Source organism: Streptomyces sp. NPDC005281, from assembly GCF_040607495.1.
Classification (GTDB): Bacteria; Actinomycetota; Actinomycetes; order Streptomycetales; family Streptomycetaceae; genus Streptomyces.
The window spans coordinates 95,768-115,370 of sequence record NZ_JBEXGX010000005.1 but is presented as its reverse complement, the minus strand read 5'-3'; the positions used below and the strand labels follow the sequence as shown (position 1 = coordinate 115,370).

The window sequence follows — 19,603 nt, the reverse complement described above, 5'->3', positions numbered from 1 at the left end:
CAGCACGGACCGAGAGGGGGCCCGACGTGACGATTCTGGAGAACATCCGGGGACCACGCGACCTGAAGGCGCTGTCCGAGGCGGAAATCGGTGAACTGGCCGAAGAGGTGAGGGAGTTCCTGGTGCACGCGGTCGCCAGGACCGGCGGTCACCTCGGACCCAATCTGGGAGTGGTGGAGCTGTCCATCGCCCTCCACCGGGTCTTCGAGTCGCCGATCGACCGCATCCTGTGGGACACCGGCCATCAGAGCTACGTGCACAAGCTGCTGACAGGGCGTCAGGACTTCTCCAAGCTGCGCGGCAAGGGCGGCCTGTCCGGCTATCCCTCCCGCGAGGAGTCCGAGCACGACGTCATCGAGAACAGCCACGCCTCCACGGCGCTCGGCTGGGCGGACGGGCTCGCCAAGGCCCGGCAGGTACAGGGCGAGAAGGGCCACGTCGTCGCGGTCATCGGCGACGGCGCGCTGACCGGCGGCATGGCGTGGGAGGCGCTGAACAACATCGCCGCCGCCAAGGACCGGCCCCTGATCATCGTCGTCAACGACAATGAACGCTCTTACGCCCCCACCATCGGCGGACTCGCGAACCACCTCGCCACCCTGCGGACGACCGACAGCTACGAACAGGTCCTCGCCTGGGGCAAGAAGGTCCTGCTGCGCACGCCGCTGATCGGCAACACCGTCTACGAGTCCTTGCACGGCGCGAAGAAGGGCTTCAAGGACGCCTTCGCGCCGCAGGGCATGTTCGAGGACCTCGGGCTCAAGTACGTCGGCCCGATCGACGGCCACGACGTGGGAGCCGTGGAGTCCGCGCTGCGCCGGGCGAAGCGCTTCCACGGACCTGTGCTCATCCACTGTCTGACGGAGAAGGGACGCGGCTACGAACCGGCGCTCGCGCACGAGGAGGACCACTTCCACACCGTCGGCGTGATGAACCCGCTCACCTGCGAACCCCTCGCCCCGTCCAACGGCCCTTCCTGGACCTCCGTGTTCGGCGACGAGATCGTCAGGATCGGCGAGGAGCGCGCGGACGTCGTCGCCATCACGGCGGCCATGCTGCACCCGGTCGGTCTCGGCGGGTTCGCCGAGCGGTTCCCCGGCCGGGTGTGGGACGTCGGCATCGCCGAGCAGCACGCCACGGTGTCCGCGGCCGGACTCGCGACCGGCGGGCTGCATCCCGTGGTCGCCGTGTACGCCACCTTCCTCAACCGCGCCTTCGACCAGCTCCTCATGGATGTCGCGCTGCACCGCTGCGGGGTGACCTTCGTCCTCGACCGGGCCGGGGTCACCGGTGTCGACGGTGCCTCGCACAACGGCATGTGGGACATGTCGATCCTCCAGGTCGTGCCCGGACTCAGGATCGCCGCGCCGCGCGACGCCGACCAGCTGAGAGCCCAGCTGCGGGAGGCGGTCGCCGTGGACGACGCGCCGACCCTGATCCGCTTCCCGAAGGAGTCGGTCGGCCCGGTGATCCCCGCCGTCGATCGGGTGGGCGGCCTCGACGTCCTGCACCGCGGCGAGCGCCCCGAGGTCCTGCTGGTCGCGGTCGGCGTGATGGCACCGGTCTGCCTCCAGACCGCCGACCTCCTGGAGGCCCGTGGCATCGGCTGCACCGTCGTCGATCCGCGCTGGGTCAAGCCCGTCGACCCGGAGCTTCCCCGCCTCGCCGCCGGACACCGGCTCGTCGCCGTCGTCGAGGACAACAGCCGGGCCTCGGGTGTCGGCGCCGCGGTCGCGCTGGCCCTCGGGGACGCCGAAGTCGACGTACCCGTACGGCGGTTCGGCATCCCCGAGCAGTTCCTCGCGCACGCCAAGCGGGCCGAGGTGCTCGCCGACATCGGGCTCACGCCCGTGGAGATCGCCGGACGGATCAGCGCGGGCCTGGCCATCAGGGACGAGCGGGCCAAGGCCGCCCACGAGCTGGCACAGGCCGCCGACCGGCCGGCCGAGGACGAGTCGTCCAAGGAGAAGAAGGAATGACCGACCCTGCCCGCAAGGGCGAGTTCGACCTCGGCGCACTCCTCGCCGAGCGCGGAGGCGAGCGCTACGAACTGCACACGAGGTATCTGAACCACCAGCTCCCGCGCATGCTGCACACCATCGGCTTCGACAAGGTCTACGAGCGGGCCGAGGGCGCGCACTTCTGGGACGCCGACGGCAACGACTACCTGGACATGCTCGCCGGGTTCGGGGTGATGGGCCTCGGCCGCCATCACCCCGTCGTCCGGCAGGCGCTCCATGACGTCCTCGACGCCTCGCTCGCCGACCTCACCCGCTTCGACTGCCAGCCGCTGCCCGGCCTGCTCGCGGAACGGCTGCTCACCCACAGCCCGCACCTGGACCGGGTGTTCTTCGGGAACAGCGGTACGGAGGCGGTCGAGACCGCGCTGAAGTTCGCCCGGTACGCCACCGGCAGACCACGGATCCTGTACTGCTCGCACGCCTTCCACGGACTGACCACCGGCTCCCTGTCCGTGAACGGCGAGGACGGCTTCCGCGACGGCTTCGCACCGCTGCTGCCCGACACCGCCGTCCCGCTCGGCGATCTCGAGGCCCTGGCGAGGGAGTTGAAGAAGGGCGATGTCGCCGCGCTGATCGTGGAGCCCATCCAGGGCAAGGGCGTCCACGAGTCCCCGCCCGGATATCTGCGCGCCGCCCAGGAGCTGCTGCACCGGCACAAGGCGCTGCTCATCGCCGACGAGGTGCAGACCGGCCTCGGCCGGACCGGGGACTTCTACGCCTACCAGCACGAGGAGGGTGTCGAACCGGACCTGGTGTGTGTGGCCAAGGCGCTCTCCGGCGGCTATGTGCCGGTGGGCGCGACCCTCGGCAAGGACTGGATCTTCAAGAAGGTCTACTCCTCCATGGACCGGGTCCTCGTGCACTCGGCGAGCTTCGGCTCCAACGCCCAGGCCATGGCGGCGGGGCTCGCGGTCCTCTCCGTGATGGAGAACGAGCAGACCGTCGCCCACGCGCGGATCACCGGAGAACTGCTGAGGTCACGGCTCGCGGCCCTGGTCGACCGGTACGAGCTGCTCAGCGAGGTGCGCGGGCGGGGTCTGATGATCGGCATCGAGTTCGGCCGGCCCGCGTCGCTCAAGCTGCGCAGCCGCTGGACCATGCTTCAGGCCGCGCGCAAGGGTCTGTTCGCGCAGATGGTCGTCGTACCGCTGCTCCAGCGGCACCGCATCCTCACCCAGGTCTCCGGCGACCACCTGGAGGTGATCAAGCTGATCCCGCCGCTGGTCATCGACGAACGTGACGTCGACCGCTTCGTGGAGGCCTTCACCGCGGTGATGGAGGACGCGCACGGCGGTGGCGGGCTGATGTGGGACTTCGGGAAGACGCTGGTGAAGCAGGCCGTGGCCAACCGCTGAGACCGGGCCGCGACGGCGGGGCGCCACGGCGGCGGGGCGCCGAGCTGCCGGGCGGAGAGCGGCGGGGCGCCGAGCGGCTGGGTGGGCCGCGTCCAGGCTCCATCCAGGACGGGCCACGTCCTGGGCCTTTTGCCTCTGGGGCAAGAAAATTGCCCCGGAGGTAATTGTTTGGCTCAATGGTCCTATGAGCCCTGCCGAACCAGGGGCGGCCGACGAGCCGTCCGCCGAGCTGCACGCCGTGGCGCCCCGCCTCCGCGCCCTGCGCCGCGGCGCCACTCTCACGCTGGAGGCCGCCGCCCGCGCCGCCGGACTCTCGCCCGCCCATCTCTCCCGGCTGGAGACCGGGCAGCGCCAGCCCTCGCTGCCGATGCTGCTCACGCTGGCCCGTGTCTACGGTACGACGGTCTCCGAGCTGCTGGGCGAGGCGGTCCCCGAACGTGACGCGATCGTACGGGCCGCCGACATGGAGCCGGCCCCGGCGGGCGGCTGGACCTACTGGCAGGCGGGCTCCTCCGGGCGCGGTATGCAGGCGCTGCGCGTACACGTCCCCTACGGCTCGCAGGGCGACGTCGTGCGCGTCCACCCGGGCGAGGAGTGGCTGTACGTCCTCCAGGGGCGGCTCAGCCTGCGCCTCGGGGACACCGCCCACGTCCTCGCGCCGGGAGACAGCGCCCACTTCGACTCGCTGACCCCGCACCGTATCGCCGCCGCCGAGCGAGACGGAGCAGAGCTCCTCTTCGTACACACCCTGTTGCAGAGCCCCGTCGCCGCGTTGTGCCTCGGCCCGGCGACCGGCCACCCCACCCCGGGAGAGACGTCATGACCGAGCCCACAGAACGCCGCCGTTCCATGGAGGACAAGTTCCCGCGCGCCCTGTGGGTGCGGCTGATCATCTACGTCGCCGTCGGCCACCTGTTCGCGGCCTTCATCTACCTGCTCTTCACGCTCGGCGCGCAGAACCAGTAGCGACCCGGTCCCGGCGCCGGGACCGGTCCGGCGCGCGGCTCAGTCCAGGAGTCGCGCGCGCAGGCGCTCCCGCAGCTCCGGCGTCAGCCCCAGCCCCTGCTCCAGATAGACCTCGACGTCGCCCCAGGTCTCCTCGATCGTCTCGAACGCGGCTGTCAGGTACTCGGCGCGCGCGTCGAACAGGGGGCTGAGCAGGTCCATCACCTCGGGGGAGTAGGCCCCGGTCGAGGAGCTGTTGCGGTGCACCTTGTAACGGCGGTGCGCGGCGTTCGACTCCAGGTAGTCGGCCACGATCGCCTCGCGCTCGACGCCGAGGGCGAGCAGGGTGACCGCGATGGACAGTCCGGCGCGGTCCTTGCCCGCGGCGCAGTGCATCAGCGCGGGAACACTGTCGTCGGCCAGGGCGTGCAGCACCTGGGAGTGCTCGGCCGTTCGCTCCTTGATTATGGCGCGGTAGGAGTTGATCATCCGGTTCGCGGCCTTGCCGTCACCGAGGAGCGCGCGCAGCTGGTCGAGATCGCCTTCGCGGACCATCTTCCAGAACTCGCTGCCGTCCGCCGGGTCGGTCAGCGGGAGGTTCATGTTCCGCACGCCCGGCAGTTCGACGTCCGGGCCCTCCAGCTTCTGGTCCGCGGCATTGCGGAAGTCGAAGATCGTGTGGAGTCCCAGGGAGGAGAGGAACGCGGCGTCCTCCTCCGTGGCGTGTGCCAGGTGGCCGCTGCGGAACAGCTGCCCGTAGCGCACGCGCCGGCCGTCCGCGGTGGGCAGTCCGCCCACGTCGCGGAAGTTGCGCACTCCGCCGAGCTCGGGCTCGGTCGACGGGATCTGCTGCGTCACGGGGGCTCCTCCCATTGGCCTCCGGCGTCGCCGGACTGGACTCGGCGTCGCTCGTCGGCAGTTGTACCGGCTCGCGCTCTCGACGATACGACATGGGTTCCTCGGGCAATGAGTTGTCCACAGGCACCGCCTCGCGGACGGGACCCCTTGATGGTCTCGCTGCACGGCTCCGCGCTGCCGGATGCGCGTTCGAACGAATCGAGTGATCCACCGCACGCCCCCACCTCGAGGATTCCGTGACGAATTGTTCCCAAATGCGGCATTCGCACGATCGGTGATTTGCGCGTCATTCCGCACGGAGATCCAGATGTGCCGGATATCCGTCCACGTCACATCTGACCGTTCTGTCCGATTAAGCACCTTCATTACAACTGGCCCTGGAATAAGGCGCACTGGGGCGAGTCGCGTGAGGAGCGTCATATTCGTGACGATGCGTTGTCGTCGTCGATTCTCAACGCCCCGCCATTACGGGCGGGTTGAGATGTCCGGAAGATCGTCATTCCACGGAGGGTGACGGCGATTTCCGCATGGATCAAGAAAGGCGAGCGCACAGAAACCGCACATAGTTGTCGACGCGCTCTCATCTCGCTTACGTTCTGCCTCAATCCGGACGGACGCCCAATCCTGCCGCCGCCCGGAATCCGCACACTCACCCGTACATGGCAGGAGCGGGGGACCCACAGGTTCCGTGCCTGGTCCGGTTCCCGGAACAGGCTAGGGGTACAGCCGCGCAGCAGCGCGGCCGGGCATCTCCAGCCCGCACCCGACAGCTCACCCCGCAGGCGCCGGAGAGGAAATCGCCATGCCCGCGAAGGGTAAGCACCGCCGTCCCAAGTCCCTGCGTTTCACCCGCTCGATCGCCGTGGCCGGAACCGGTGGCGCCGCACTCGCGCTGCCTCTGATGGGAGCCACGGGCGCCCACGCCGCGACCCAGGCCACCGTCGCACAGCACGTCGAGCGGGCCGCGACCGCCGCCCCCGCCGAGAAGACCGTCAAGGCCGCCACCACGAAGACGTACGCGGTGAGGTCCGGTGACTACCTCTCGAAGATCGCCGACGAGCAGAACGTCAGCGGCGGTTGGAAGAAGATCTACTCCGACAACCACTCGGCCATCGGCAGCGACCCGTCGCTGATCCACCCCGGTCTGAAGCTGTCGCTCGGCAAGAAGGCCGCCACCGTCGCCCACTCGGCCACCCGGACTAGGGCCTCGACGACGGCCTCGACGGCGTCCGCCACGACGACCGCCACGACGTCCGCGGCGACCCCGGCCGCCGACACGGCCGCCTCCTCCGGCACCGCTTCCACCAGCAGCTCCTCCGGCTACACCCTGCCGGTCGACAGCAGCAGCATCGGCACCGGCTACAAGGTGCCGGGCAGCATGTGGTCCAGCGGTTACCACACGGGCGTGGACTTCGTGGTCCCGACCGGCACCACGATCAAGTCCATCGCCGCGGGCACTGTCGTCTCCGCGGGCTGGGGCGGCGCCTACGGCAACCAGGTCGTCATCCAGCACGCCGACGGCAAGTACTCCCAGTACGCCCACATGTCGTCGCTGTCCGTCTCGGCGGGGCAGACCGTGACCGAGGGGCAGCAGATCGGCCTCTCCGGCGCGACAGGCAACGTGACCGGACCGCACCTGCACTTCGAGATCCGCACCACGCCCGACTACGGCTCCGACGTCGACCCGGTGGCGTACCTGCGCTCGCACGGTGTCGCCGTGGGCTGACGCCCGACTTCCTGCTCCTGACGGCAGGACGATCTCCGAAGGCCGGACCCCATGATCCCCTGGGTCCGGCCTTCGGTGTTCCCGCGGCACCGGTTTCCGGGGCACCTGAGAGATCGGGTTTTCGGGGCATCTGAGCGATCGCTGCTTCAACGTCCTTGCCGCGAGCCTTATTCCGGAGTTGACCAACGCTTGGCGAGTGGCTTATCTCACCGCCCGTCAACCCTTCCCTACGGTCGCGTAGCTCACATCGAAGGGTTAATCATGCTCGATGTGGCAGACGATTCGAAGAGTGACAACAGATCGGTGATCGGGTCGTACGTGGCGGTGGGGGACAGCTTCACCGAGGGCGTCGGCGACCCTGGGCCCGACGGAGCGTTCGTCGGCTGGGCCGACCGGTTCGCGGTACTTCTCGCGGACCGCAGGCCCGAAGGCGATTTCGACTACACCAACCTCGCCGTGCGCGGCAAACTGCTCGACCAGATCGTCGAGTCCCAGCTCCAGAGGGCCAAGGAACTCGGCCCGGACCTGGTCTCGTTCAGCGCCGGCGGCAATGACATCATCCGCCCCGGCACCGACCCCGACGAGGTCGCGGAGCGCTTCGAGCGCGCGGTCGCCGATCTCACCTCCGCCGTGGGCACCGTGATGGTGACCACCGGCTTCGACACCCGTGGCGTCCCCGTGCTCAAGCACCTGCGCGGCAAGATCGCCACCTACAACGGACATGTGCGGGCCATCGCGGACCGCTACGGCTGTCCCGTCCTCGACCTCTGGTCCCTGAAGACGATCCAGGACCGGCGTGCCTGGGACGGCGACCGGCTGCACCTCTCTCCCGAGGGGCACACCCGGGTGGCGCTCCGTGCCGGACAGCTACTCGGCTTCGAGGTGCCGGCCGACCCGGACCAGCCCTGGCCGCCCCTCCCGCCGCGCGGCACGCTGGAGGTGCGTCGCGACAACATCCAGTGGGCGCGCGAGTATCTGGTCCCGTGGATCGGACGGCGGCTGCGCGGGGAGTCCTCGGGCGACCACGTGGCGGCCAAGGGGACCCTCTCGCCCGACGACATCAAGCTGCGCATCGAGTCGGTGGCCTGATTCGGGACCGGTCCGGCCGGAGGGGGAGACCTGCCCGGCCGGGTCGGCGCCGGCCTCCGTGCGACCTGGGCCCCGAGTCCGGCGCCTGCCACCGTGGCCGACCTGGAGTCGGGGACCGGTCCGGTGCCGGCCGCTGTGACCGCCCCGCGGCTCGGGACCGGTGCCGGCGGTGTGCGACCCGGTGGCCCGGGACCAGTGCCTGACGCCGTGGCCGGCCCAGGGGCGGATCATGGGAACCGGTCCCTCCCGGCGAGACCGGGGAAGTCCGTCGTACGGCGAGGCGGGAATCGGAGCGGGCGAAGTGGAACACGGGGAGCGGGGCCGGACGGCGTCGCGCCTTCCGCGGCTATCGCACCGCAGCCATCAACGCGGCGCGCTCCAGGCCCAGTTCGCGGGCGAGGGCTTCGTCGACCCACTCCTGGGTCCGCGCCCGTGACACCGCTCCGGTGTACGCCGTCATCTGGACGGCCAGTCCGTCGAGCAGCGCCGTGAGCCGGAGGGCCGAACCAGCGGGGTCCGGGCACCGGAACTCGCCGGCGGCCACGCCCTCCGCGATCACCTCGGTCATCGCGGCCTTCCACTGCCGGTCGAGATCGCGGGTGACCTCGCGCAGCGCGGGCTCGCGCAGGGCGACTGCCCACCCCTCGATCCACAGACGCCAGCCCTTGGCCTGCCCCGTCGGGGCGTACCAGCGCACGGCGGTCCGAAGGCGTCGCAGTGCCGTCGTACGGCGGCCGAGCAGCTTGCGCAGATGGGCGAGGTCGTCCTCGGCGGCGTAGGTGAACGCGGCGGCGACCAGCTTCTCCTTCGTGGAGAAGTGGTACAGCACCAGCGCGTTGCTCACGCCGAGGGAAGAGGCCACGTCGGCGATCCGTACCGCCGCCACGCCCCGTGCCTCGATCTGTTCGACGGCGGCCCGCAGCAATTCCTCACGCCGCTCCGCCACGCTCAACCGGACTCTCGCCACGCGGCAACCCTAATCCCTTGCTGAGGGCAGTGCTGTAGGAGGTCCATTCCTTCAGTCTGTTCGAGCGGATCGCGATGCCTTCGGCAACCCTGGCTCGAGAAGGCCTCTGTGTAGATCGGTGGGCGGTCTTGGCGTTTGTGGTGGCGGTCGCGTGGACTCCGGGCGGATGCCTTTGGTGTACCCGGCCTTTGATGCCTCTGCGTAGATCGGTGACGCTCGGCGTCTTCACGACCGCCGCCACTGTCGACATCTCGCTGATTGATCACTCGTTGGTGTTGGTGGTGCGAGCCCATTCCACGGTGACTTCTTGTGATGCCCGAGCCGCTTGAGCTCCTGCATAGACCGAGGCCCGCGGGGTGCGCTGGTGTCACGAACGGCTAGTGAGGTGGCGGACCAGCCTCTGGGCTGAGTCCTGGGATTAGGTCGCTGCGTGGCCCGCTTGCGCTCGTGACCAGCGCAAATACCTGCGTGTCGGAAAAGGGAGGACCCTTGATCTACTGCGGCATCGACTGGGCAGAACGGACACACGACGTCGCCCTCGTCAACGACAGTGGCGAATTACTTGCCAAGCGGCACGTCACCGACGACGCGGCCGGCTACCGGCTGCTGCTGGACCTGCTCATCGAATACGGCGACACCGAGGAGAAACCGATCCCGGTGGCGATCGAGACGTCCCGGGGCCTGCTGGTGGCAGTCCTGCGAACGGGCAAGCGGAAAGTGTTTGCGATCAACCCGATGGCCGCCGCCCGCTACCGTGACCGGCACAGCGTCTCCCGCAAGAAATCCGACCCCGGTGACGCCCTGGTCCTGGCGAACATCCTGCGCACCGACATGCACGCCCACCGGCCGCTGCCCGACGACAGCGACCTGGGCCGCGCCATCGCAGTCCTCGCCCGCGCCCAGCAGGACGCGACCTGGAACCGGCAGCAGATTTCCAATCAGCTCCGCTCCCTGCTGCGCGAGTACTACCCGGCCGCCCTGGAAGCCTTTGCCCCCTGGACCAATGGCCTGTGTCGGCCCGAGGCACGCGAACTGCTCAAGACCGCCCCGACGCCCACAAGGGCCGCCAAGCTGAGCCGCACGCAGATCCAGGCCGCGCTCAAGCGGTCCGGCCGCAAACGCGGCATCGAGGCCGAAGCCGACCGCTTCCGTGAGATCTTCCGCACCGGCTCGGCCCACCATCCGCTCCTGGTCGAGGAGGCGCTCGGCAAGCAGATGCTCGCCCTCCTGGTCCAGCTCGAAGCCGCCTGCACCGCCGCCGATGACCTCGCCATAGCGGTCGAAGAGGCGTTCCCTCGACACCCGGACGCCGAAGTGCTGCTGAGCTTCCCCGGCCTCGGCATTCAGCTGGCCGCCCGGATCCTGGCTGAGATCGGGGACGACCACACCCGCTTCGCCGACGCCCGAGGCCTGAAGGCCTACGCCGGCGCCTCGCCCATCACCCGCGCGTCCGGCAAGAAGTCCAGCATCACCCGACGCTGGGTGAAGAACGACCGTCTCAACCACGCCGGCTACTTCTGGGCCTTCGCTTCCCTGCGGCCATCCGCCGGAGCCAACGCCCACTACCGGCGCCGTCGCGAGACTGGAGACTGGCACGCGGCCGCCCAGAGAAACCTCTTCAACCGCCAATGCCACGAAGTTAACGCCGCAGCCACCGAGTCAAGGGCGTGTCTGCAGTGGGTGGTTATGACGATGAAGAGTGGGATTCCCTGGTAGGAGGAAGTCGACCAAAACGTTCCTAATCAGAGGATCCCGTTGTCGAGCCAGTCCGCCATCTGCACCATGACGCGCACTACGACCGTTGCCGCAGGCGCCTTCGCGCCTGGTCATCTTGGTGGACTGACTGAGTACATACCGTTCGAGCTCGTCGATGATGTGCTCGAAGAGACCAGGACCGTTCAGGCCCGGGTGCGTACGCTTCCGTCCCGGGTCGGCATCTACTTCGTCCTGGCCCTGGGGCTGTTCCCGGCTCTGGGATACGGGCGTGTCTGGGACAAGCTCGTGGCTGGCCTGTCGGGCATCGACCTGCGCACTCCTTCGGAAGCAGCCTTACGACAGGTTCGCCGACGTCTGGGTCCGGAGCCGCTCAGAGCGCTGTTCGAAGTTCTGGCCGTGCCGCTGGCACGGCCGTCAACACCCGGCGTCTGCTACCGGCGCTGGCGGACCGTGGCGTTCGACGGCTGCAGCTCCCTCAAGGCACCGGACCTGCCACGCATCCGAGCCCTGCTGGGTAAGGTCCGGCACCACTGGGGCATGTCCGGCTACCCGTCCCTGAGACTGACCGTGCTGTGCGAGACCGGGACTCGCGGCCTGCTCGGTGCAGTCTTCGGCCCATCCGAGAACGGCGAGACCGTGCAGGCGGCACGGCTGCTGCCCCGGCTAACCCCGCAGATGCTTCTGCTGGCAGACCGAGCCTTCGACGGCGACGACTTCCTCCGCGCCGTCGCCAGCACCGGTTCCCAGTTCCTGGTGCGGTTGTGTGCCCACCGACGCCCTGCAGTGCTGGCGGTTCTCCCCGACGGCTCTTACCTCACCCGCTTCCAGGGCCTGCGCGTCCGCATCATCGACGCCGACATCACGCTCACCACCAGCAGCGGACAGCGCATCGCCGGCCGCTACCGGCTCGCGACCACTCTCTTGGATCACCGCCGCGACCCCGCCGAGGTCCTGGTCCGCCTCTATCACGAGCGGTGGGAGATCGAGTCCGCCTTCTACTCGCTGCGGCACACCCTGCTGACCGGGCGGGTCCTGCGGTCCCAGGAGCCCCGCGGACTCGAACAGGAGGTATGGGCTCTGCTCACCCTCTATCAGGCCCTCCGAATGGCGATGGTCGACGCCGTCGAGTCTGTCCCCGGGGGCGACCCGGACCGGACAAGCTTCACCGTCGCCCTGCAGGCCGCTCGTGACCAGCTGATCCGCGCAGACCACGTCCTGCCGACCCCGTCGGACCGCATCACCAACGGCATTTCCACTGCGGTCAGATCCGCCCTGCTGCCTCCCAGACGCTCACGCACCAGCGCCCGCAAGGTGAAGTGCCCGACCTCGCGCTACCCGGCAAACCCGACCAGCGGGCACCCTCTGAACAGCCAGAACGTCACCAGTCTCACCGTCGAGATCCTCACGCAGCCCACATCGTCCGCAGCGGAAGGCCGCAGTGGTCAGCGCAATCGAGTCCTCCAGCACATGCGAACCGCACCTCATCGTTCCTGGCATGCGCGCGAGCTGGCCACGGCACTCGACTTCACCCACTACGACAGCTTCTGCGTCCAGTTGGGTCGCTGGACGCGGGAAGGTCTCCTCGAGAAGATCGCAAACGCGACTTACCGGCTCGCCCCCGATTGCCTACCGGCTCAACCTTCACCCAGCGGATGCCCTTGACTCGGCAACTGCGGCGTTAACTTCGTGGCATTGCTTCAACCGCATGCTCGGCCAGCTCCACCACTGCCTCCAGCACCACGAGTTGTTCGATGAACAGACTGCCTTCCCCACGGAGCTGACCGCCGCGGCTTGACGGCATAGCAACGTGAGGTGTCTACACAGCCCTTACGGGCGAGGCCCCGCCCGCCGTCGGTCGACGAACCGGCAGTCGGCCCTGATGCGGCCCTCCTCGTCCAGGACGGTCACGTCGGGTCAGGGGCGGCGGCTCCGCCTTTCTCAGCGGTACCAGCCGAACCGTTCCGCGATGACCGGCAGCCGGTCGGTGACGATGGCGTGGGCGGCGGCCCGGGGAGTCGTGCCGTCGGCCTCCGCGCGCGTGAGCGTCCGGTCGATCAGGGCGCGCATGGAGCGCCGGGTGTGGGCGAACGCCTCGTCCGCGTCGGCGCCGATGTCGCCGAACAGGGTCCACCACCACCAGGCGTTCGTACCGGAGTTGACCACGACGTCCGGCAGGACGGTCACCCCGCGCGCGGCGAGCAGCCGTTCCGCGTCCGCCAGGACGGGCATGTTGGCCGCCTCGACGATCCAACGGGCCTTGACCGCCCGCTGGTTCGCCGCGTCGATCGCGTACGAGACGGCGGCCGGCACCAGTACCTCGGCGTCGGCGGACAGCCAGGCGTCACCGGGGAGTTCACGGTCGGCCCGGCGCAGCACCGCGCGGTCGACCGTCCCGTAGGCGTCCCGTGCCGCGAGCAGCGCCTCGACATCGAGGCCGTCCGGGTTCGCGATGGTTCCCTTGACGTCGGCGACGGCCACGATCCTGAGTCCCGCGCGCGCGAGGAAGCGCGCGGTGGCCCCGCCCATGGTGCCGAGCCCCTGCACGGCGACGCGCGTTCCCGCGTACGGCGTTCCGGCCCGGTCCAGGGCGGCGAGCACCGACTCGGCGACGCCGCAGCCGCCGACCAGTTCGTCGAGGCCGATGCCGTCCACCTCGACCGCGAAGGCGTCCGCGAGCCGCTTGCGGGCCGTCGCCTCGTCGTCGAGCAGCGGGTACACGGCCTGGATGGACGAGACGAGACCGGCCTCCGCCGCGGCCCGGTCGACCAGGTCCTGGCTGAGCCCGAGGTCCTCGCCGGTGGTCCAGAAGGACTCGATGTAGGGGCGCATGGCGCGCAGATAGCGCACCAGCAGGCCGTACGCCGCCGGATCCTGGGGATCGCAGTCGATGCCACCCTTGGCGCCGCCCAGCGGGATGTACCGGCCCTCGGGGTTGTAGTGCAGGGCCTCTTTCATGGTCATGCCACGGGCGAGTCCGGCGACCTCCTCCAGGGTGCAGCCGGGCCGCATCCGCAGACCGCCGCTGGAGACGCCCCGCACGAGCCGGTCGACGACGAGGAAGCCCGGTCGGCCGGTGACATGGTCCGTCCAGGTGAGCGTCATCAGGGGGGCGGCGGTCATGAGGTCTCCTCGGGGACGGCGATCAGGGTGGGGCCGGGGGTGCGCAGTGCCTCGTCGAGCGCGGCGCTCAGCTCGTCCGGGCTGTACGCGTGCGTGCCCTGTCCTCCGTAGGCGCGGGCCAGGGCGGGCAGGTCGACCGGGGCGAGGCGGACCGCCGTGGGTGTGTCGCCCCGGGCGGCCATCTCGTCGCGGATCTCCCCGTAGCCGCCGTTGTCGAACACCACGACGGGCAGCGGGAGCCGGAGCTGTACCGCGGTCGCCAGCTCCTGCACGGTGAACTGGAGGCCGCCGTCCCCGCTGAGCGCCACGACCTCCCGGCCGGGGCACGCCGCCTTGGCTCCGATCGCCGCGGGCAGAGCGTAGCCGAGCGTTCCGTATCCGGTCGGGTGAAGATAGCGGCCCGCGGGGCCGAGCGCGAGGTGGGGGAGTGCGCCGTAGTAGCAGCACTGGGCGCTGTCCGAGGTGATCACGCCGTCGCCGGCGAGGACGGAACGGACCGCCCGCAGGTACGGGATCCAGCGGGCGTCGCGTTCGGCGGTCTCGGCGTTCCTGGCGGCCAGCAGTGTTCCGGCCGTCCGGGCGGGTTCCTCGTCGGCCACGCGCGCGTGCCGGTCGGGGCCGCCGGGCCTCTGGACGGCGGCGAGCAGGGCCGTCAGGGAGAGCCGCGCGTCGCCGACGACGGCGATGTCCGCGGTGAGACCCGCGTACATCTGGTCCGGGTCCAGGTCCACCCGGATCAGGGTGCCGTCGAGGGCGGGCGGCGCGGACCAGAAGTCGGACTCGGCGAGCTCGGTGCCCACGGCGAGCACGGCGTCCCGTCCCGCGAGCCAGTTCCGGACCGAGGGACTGTGCAGCGACACGCCGAGGGCCAGCGGATGGGTCTCCGGGACGATCCCCTTGCCGTTGGCCGTGGTGACGACGGGAGCGCCCAGCGCCTCGGCGAGGGCCAGGCCGGGGACGGCGGCGCCGCGCGCTCCGCCGCCGAGCACGAGTGCCGGGCGGCGGGCCTCGCGCAGGGCCTCGGCGGCCCGCTCCACCGAGAGGGGGGCCGGGGCGAGGGGGGCGACGGGTGGGGTGAGGCGGACGGGACCGGTCTCCTCGGCGGCCTCCAGCAGATCGAGGGGGATCTCGATGTGCGCGGGCCGCGGCCGGCCGGTGCGGAAGAGGGTGAAGGCGCGTGCCACCGCCGCGTCGATCTCGGCGACCGAGGACACGCGGTGGCTGAACGCGGCCACGCCCCGCAGGGCCTCCGTCTGACTGCGCGTCTCGTGCAGCAGGCCGGTGGCCAGGCGCGGGTGGCGCAGGGGCATCCCGGGGGAGACGACGAGCAGCGGCACGCTGTCCGAGTAGGCCTGGCCGACGGCGGCCGCCGCGTTCAGCAGGGCGGGCCCGGTCGTGGTGATCACGACACCGGGGCGCCCGCTCACGCGCGCGTAGCCGTCGGCTGCGTATCCGGCGCCCTGTTCGTGGCGTGTCAGGACGTGCCGGATGCCGTACGCGGAGAGATGGCGGTAGATCTCCAGGTTGTGCGTTCCGGGGATGCCGAAGGCCCGCGTCACCGCGTGTCCGCTCAGGGCGCGGACGAGGGCCTCGCCGCCGGTGAGCGTCTCGCCCATCACAGGCTCCGCGTCGCGGCGCGCGGCGCGAGGGGCGAGGGTGCGGCGGCAAGGTCGGACACGGTGTCTCCAGACGTGGGCGGAAGCGCCGGCGCGGCCCCCGGGCCGGCCGTACGGATACCTGACTACTGAACCATGAGTCAGTATCGGAATGGGCGCCGGGTCATGTCAACGCACGGGGGGCGAACGTCGTCGGAGGTGCTGGGCGGCCGGGCGTGAGGTGCCGGGCGGCCGGCGGCGGAGCGGGAGCGGCCGGGCGGGCGGGCGCGAGCGGCCGGGTGGGCTCCGCGGGACCGGCCCGCACCCGGTGCGGCCGTGCACCGGACGTGCCGTCGGCGGACGCCGGCGGCACGGTGGCACCCAGAACGCCCTCCGGAGGCGGAAGAAGCGGGGGTGCGACGGGGTTGAGCACATACGGACCCACGGCCACGGGCATCGCGTTGTGACCGGGGTGACCCGGCGCTGTCAGAGGCGACGACCATAATGAAAGCCTGACCGACTCCATCTGGAGGTATCCGTGACCGGTTTCCGTACCCTGAGCTCCGGGCTCCGCGCGCTGCGGCCCGCCGCCTTCGGCGCGGATCCGGCTGGTGCGCGCCTGCGGCGCATCCGCAATTCGCCGAATTTCGCGGACGGAGTCTTCCAGAACCCGGAGACCGCCCGCACCCGCCCCGACGGCTCCATGGTGGAGTTCGCGAAGGTCTACTTCCGCAGCGAGGAGCGTGCCCACCGCTCCCCGGCCGGGATCGTGCCGGTCCACGCGACGACGCTCGCCGACCTGGCCGGGCCCGCCGCGACCGGGCTGCGGCTCACCTGGATGGGGCACTCCAGCGTCCTCGCCGAGATCGACGGCCACCGCGTGCTGTTCGACCCGGTCTGGGGGGAGCGCTGTTCCCCGTTCGCCTTCGCCGGCCCCAAGCGGCTGCACCCGGTTCCCCTCCCGCTCGCCGCGCTCGGCCCGGTCGACGTCGTGGTGATCTCGCACGACCACTACGACCACCTCGACATGCCCACGATCAAGGCATTGGGCGGCACGGACACCGTGTTCGCCGTGCCGCTGGGCGTCGGGGCCCACTTGGAACACTGGGGCGTCCCGGCCGAGCGGATCCACGAGCTGGACTGGAACGAGTCGGCCAAGGTCGGCGGGATCACCCTGACGGCGACACCCGCGCGCCACTTCTGCGGACGCGGCCTGCGCAACACCCAGCACACCCTCTGGGCCTCCTGGGTCGCCGAGGGCGACAGGCACCGGATCTACCACAGCGGAGACACCGGCTACTTCCAGGGCTTCAAGGAGATCGGCGCCACCCACGGCCCGTTCGACGCCACGATGATCCAGATCGGCGCCTACAGCGACTTCTGGCCCGACATCCACATGACCCCCCAGGAGGGGATGCGCTCCCACCTGGACCTCCAGGGCGGGCAGCCCTCGGGAGTGATGCTGCCGATCCACTGGGGGACGTTCAACCTCTCCACCCATGCCTGGGCCGACCCGGGCGAGGGCACGCTGGCCGCCGGCCTCGCCGCGGGTGTGCGTGTGGCGCTGCCCCGGCCCGGTGAGCCCTTCGAACCCACGGGTGGGAGCGTCCCCTCCGAGCCGTGGTGGCGTGGTGTGGCGCGCGCGCCGAAGGGTGGCTGGCCGGCCTTCGAGGAGACCGTCACCGACACTCCGGGTGACGTCGCCGACGGCTCCACGGAGGACACCGGAGAGCCCGAAACGGTGCCCGCGGGCTGATCGACCGACCGACGGCGAGGGCCGGGGAGCGCAATGCTCCCCGGCCCTCGCCGTTTGCTTGTGACCGCTTCCGACCAGCTCTGATCGGTCTCGGAGCCGGGCGGGAACACGTGTCCGACCGAGTTATCGGTCAGCCGTACGAGGGCTCATACCAGAGCGGGACGTCAGCCGGGGGAATTTGTCAACAGCCCACCGCACATGACGCGTTGGCGACTACTGTCAGTTGCCGACGGGCGACGCAGGGCCGTTTTTCCGGCTCTCTCGACCGGCACCGCGACGACACACGCCCGAGTCGCGGAACCGCGGGAGCTCCATGCCCCCGACGCATCCAGTACGAGGACGCCGATGTCTCACCTCCGCGCACCGGCCGCACGCGCAGACCGCCGCGAGGGCGGGCGGCACGGCCGACCGGCCGCCCGCGCCACCCTCGCGCCGCCCGAGACGCACCTGCGGCCCCAGCTGCTGCGCCTCGCGGTCCTGCCGCCCACCGCGGTGGCCCTCAGCGCGTGCGCCGCCGTACTGTTCACCGTCCGCTCCACCGGAGCCCGGCCCGGCCCCGTCCTGTGGGCGGTCCTCGCCGGAGCCGTGGGCGTGGCCCTGGTCGGCATCCTCATCGCCGCCGTGGCCGCCGACCGCGCCGCCACGTCCGTACGGGAACGCATAGGAGCCCTGCGCCGCACGAGCGCCCGCACCGAGACCGACCTGCGCTCCGTCGTCGAGGGACTGAGCCGCGGCGAGGACCCGCCCGCGCGCAAGAAGCGCCGCCGCCCGCCCGCGGACGCCGACGACTTCGAACTGCTCGCCGCCGACCTCTCCCGTGCCCACGACGGCGCCGTGACAGCCGTCGTACAGGCCTCCCGGCTCTCCAGCCAGGCGGGCAGCGAACAGAAGGTCGAGGTCTTCGTCAACCTGGCCCGGCGCCTTCAGTCCCTCGTGCACCGAGAGATCTCCATCCTCGACGAGCTGGAGAACGAGATCGAGGACCCCGACCTCCTCAAGGGCCTCTTCCACGTCGACCACCTGGCCACCCGGATCAGGCGCCACGCCGAGAACCTGGCCGTGCTCGGCGGTGCCGTCTCGCGCCGCCAGTGGAGCAACCCCGTATCCATGACCGAGGTGCTGCGCTCCGCGATCGCCGAGGTCGAGCAGTACTCACGGGTCAAGCTGGTGCCCCCGATCGTCGGCACCCTGCGGGGCCACGCCGTCGCCGACGTCATCCACCTGCTCGCCGAACTCGTCGAGAACGCCACCCTGTTCTCCGCCCCGCACACCCAGGTGCTGCTGCGGGTCGATCTCGTCACCTCGGGACTGGCCATCGAGGTGGAGGACCGCGGACTCGGCATGCAGGCGGCCGAGCAGGACCGGATGAACAGCCTGCTCGCCGACCCCGACATGGTCAACGTCGCCGGCCTGCTCCAGGACGGGCGCATCGGTCTGTTCGTGGTCTCGCAGCTCGCCCGCAGACACGGCATCCACGTACGGCTCCAGAGCAACATCTACGGCGGTGTCCAGGCCGTACTCGTCGTCCCGCAGGACCTGTTGGGCCCGGCACCGGACGCCGCCGAGGACGGGGGCGCGGACCGGACGCCGTCGAGCGGGACGAGCGGGGGCAACCGCCCGGCCCTCGGCCCCGCGCCCACGCACACGCCGTCGGCGCAGGTCCCGGCCCTGCCCAGCGGGCACCGGGCGGCCCCCGTCGTGCCACGGCAGTCGCCGCGTGAGCCGGTGCCCGGGCCCGTGCGGGCGGAACGGACACCGCTGCGTGTCGCCGACCAAACCGCCGGGGGACGCGGTGCCACACCGCTCCCGGTGCGAGGCGCGGGTGCCGAAAGGCCCAATCCGGCCGAGGCCGTACCCGGCATCCGCCCCGAGGACCGGCTCGCCGCCGCCGAGAACGCGGTCACGCCGCCCACAGCGCGCGCCGGTGTCGTGCGCGGCACCATGGGCAGACCCAACCTTCCCAAGCGGCGTGCCCAGGAGCACATCGTGCCGCAACTGCGCGAAGCACAGCCGCCCCGCCCGGCCACGGACCACCTCGTCGGCCACGACCCGGGTCTCATGGCGGCCTTCCAGCGCGGGATCGGACTCGCGGAGGCCGCCCACGCGGAGCCGGCGGGCCAGGAGGTCCCGGAGCCCTCCCACGACCCCTCTCCGGACGCCGGGTCGACCGCCCCGGCGTCCTTCCCGGACCGGGCGCGGCTGGAGTCGTCACGCGGGCACGGCGCGGTCCAGCCCCGCCGGGAGCCGCCCACGGACACCTTCGCCGACGGCGGCGACCGGCCGGACGTACCCCTGGAGGACGGCACACCGGCGGCTCACCCGGGTCTGTCGCGCGCGACGCACGCACAGGCTCCCCGCAGAGCCCACGACACCGCCTCCGGCCACGAACGCGCCAGCCGGCACGACGGGAGCGCACCGGCCGGATGACGACCCCCACACCCACCCCGACCGCTCC

The 19,603-nt window shown here is 70.9% G+C and carries 14 protein-coding genes and 1 riboswitch; of the genes, 10 read left to right on the top strand and 4 right to left on the bottom strand.

What is annotated here, in order from left to right; all coding sequences use genetic code 11:
• The first annotated feature begins 26 nt into the window (after positions 1-26).
• The 4 genes from dxs to ABZV42_RS09430 all read left to right on the top strand — a co-directional run bounded on the left by dxs (position 27) and on the right by ABZV42_RS09430 (position 4,342).
• On the top strand, positions 27-1,979 hold the full coding sequence (gene dxs / locus ABZV42_RS09445; protein WP_355984445.1) for a 1-deoxy-D-xylulose-5-phosphate synthase: 1,953 nt from the start codon (positions 27-29) through the stop codon (positions 1,977-1,979).
• Complete coding sequence (locus ABZV42_RS09440) at positions 1,976-3,376, top strand: aspartate aminotransferase family protein (protein ID WP_355984444.1); 1,401 nt, start codon at positions 1,976-1,978, stop codon at positions 3,374-3,376. The genes dxs and ABZV42_RS09440 overlap by 4 nt, the downstream gene beginning before the upstream one ends.
• 184 nt (positions 3,377-3,560) lie before the next feature.
• On the top strand, positions 3,561-4,199 hold the full coding sequence (locus tag ABZV42_RS09435) for an XRE family transcriptional regulator (RefSeq protein WP_355984443.1): 639 nt from the start codon (positions 3,561-3,563) through the stop codon (positions 4,197-4,199).
• A gap of 26 nt (positions 4,200-4,225) precedes the next feature.
• Positions 4,226-4,342 (top strand): DUF6126 family protein, encoded by a 117-nt coding sequence (locus ABZV42_RS09430; RefSeq protein WP_148012225.1) that lies wholly within the window; start codon positions 4,226-4,228, stop codon positions 4,340-4,342.
• 39 nt (positions 4,343-4,381) lie between these two features.
• Here ABZV42_RS09430 and ABZV42_RS09425 read toward each other — a convergent pair whose 3' ends face one another.
• A complete protein-coding gene (locus tag ABZV42_RS09425; RefSeq protein WP_355984442.1) occupies positions 4,382-5,179 on the bottom strand; it encodes a tyrosine-protein phosphatase in 798 nt (265 codons plus the stop codon).
• A 640-nt stretch (positions 5,180-5,819) separates the two neighbouring features.
• A riboswitch (cyclic di-AMP (ydaO/yuaA leader) is annotated at positions 5,820-5,977 on the top strand.
• A 4-nt stretch (positions 5,978-5,981) separates the two neighbouring features.
• Between ABZV42_RS09425 and ABZV42_RS09420 the strand changes: the two genes are divergently transcribed.
• The gene (locus ABZV42_RS09420) at positions 5,982-6,905 is read left to right on the top strand and encodes a LysM peptidoglycan-binding domain-containing M23 family metallopeptidase (RefSeq protein WP_355984441.1); all 924 of its coding nucleotides are present in this window, start codon (positions 5,982-5,984) and stop codon (positions 6,903-6,905) included.
• Positions 6,906-7,208: 303 nt separating this feature from the next.
• Positions 7,209-7,994: an SGNH/GDSL hydrolase family protein gene (locus tag ABZV42_RS09415; RefSeq protein ID WP_355984461.1), complete on the top strand. Its 786-nt coding sequence runs from the start codon at positions 7,209-7,211 to the stop codon at positions 7,992-7,994.
• Between the two features lie 346 nt (positions 7,995-8,340).
• Here ABZV42_RS09415 and ABZV42_RS09410 read toward each other — a convergent pair whose 3' ends face one another.
• Positions 8,341-8,961 (bottom strand): TetR family transcriptional regulator C-terminal domain-containing protein, encoded by a 621-nt coding sequence (locus ABZV42_RS09410; RefSeq protein WP_355984440.1) that lies wholly within the window; start codon positions 8,959-8,961, stop codon positions 8,341-8,343.
• A gap of 489 nt (positions 8,962-9,450) precedes the next feature.
• Between ABZV42_RS09410 and ABZV42_RS09405 the strand changes: the two genes are divergently transcribed.
• Both ABZV42_RS09405 and ABZV42_RS09400 read left to right on the top strand, forming a co-directional pair.
• Positions 9,451-10,677, top strand: coding sequence for an IS110 family transposase (locus tag ABZV42_RS09405; RefSeq protein ID WP_356051415.1), 1,227 nt, complete (start codon positions 9,451-9,453; stop codon positions 10,675-10,677).
• A gap of 66 nt (positions 10,678-10,743) precedes the next feature.
• Positions 10,744-12,339, top strand: coding sequence for an IS4 family transposase (locus ABZV42_RS09400; RefSeq protein WP_356051617.1), 1,596 nt, complete (start codon positions 10,744-10,746; stop codon positions 12,337-12,339).
• Between the two features lie 276 nt (positions 12,340-12,615).
• Here ABZV42_RS09400 and ABZV42_RS09395 read toward each other — a convergent pair whose 3' ends face one another.
• Positions 12,616-13,797, bottom strand: coding sequence for a Glu/Leu/Phe/Val dehydrogenase dimerization domain-containing protein (locus tag ABZV42_RS09395; RefSeq protein WP_355984438.1), 1,182 nt, complete (start codon positions 13,795-13,797; stop codon positions 12,616-12,618).
• Positions 13,794-15,413, bottom strand: coding sequence for a 5-guanidino-2-oxopentanoate decarboxylase (locus ABZV42_RS09390; RefSeq protein ID WP_356051413.1), 1,620 nt, complete (start codon positions 15,411-15,413; stop codon positions 13,794-13,796). Before ABZV42_RS09390 ends, ABZV42_RS09395 begins: the two co-directional genes overlap by 4 nt.
• A gap of 517 nt (positions 15,414-15,930) precedes the next feature.
• Between ABZV42_RS09390 and ABZV42_RS09385 the strand changes: the two genes are divergently transcribed.
• Together ABZV42_RS09385 and ABZV42_RS09380 are read left to right on the top strand one after the other, a co-directional pair.
• Positions 15,931-17,148 carry an MBL fold metallo-hydrolase gene (locus ABZV42_RS09385; protein ID WP_356051411.1) on the top strand — a complete coding sequence of 406 codons (1,218 nt, stop codon included), beginning with the start codon at positions 15,931-15,933 and terminating at the stop codon, positions 17,146-17,148.
• A 345-nt stretch (positions 17,149-17,493) separates the two neighbouring features.
• Positions 17,494-19,575, top strand: a complete 2,082-nt coding sequence (locus tag ABZV42_RS09380) for an ATP-binding protein (RefSeq protein ID WP_355984435.1) — start codon at positions 17,494-17,496, stop codon at positions 19,573-19,575.
• Positions 19,576-19,603 lie beyond the last annotated feature (28 nt).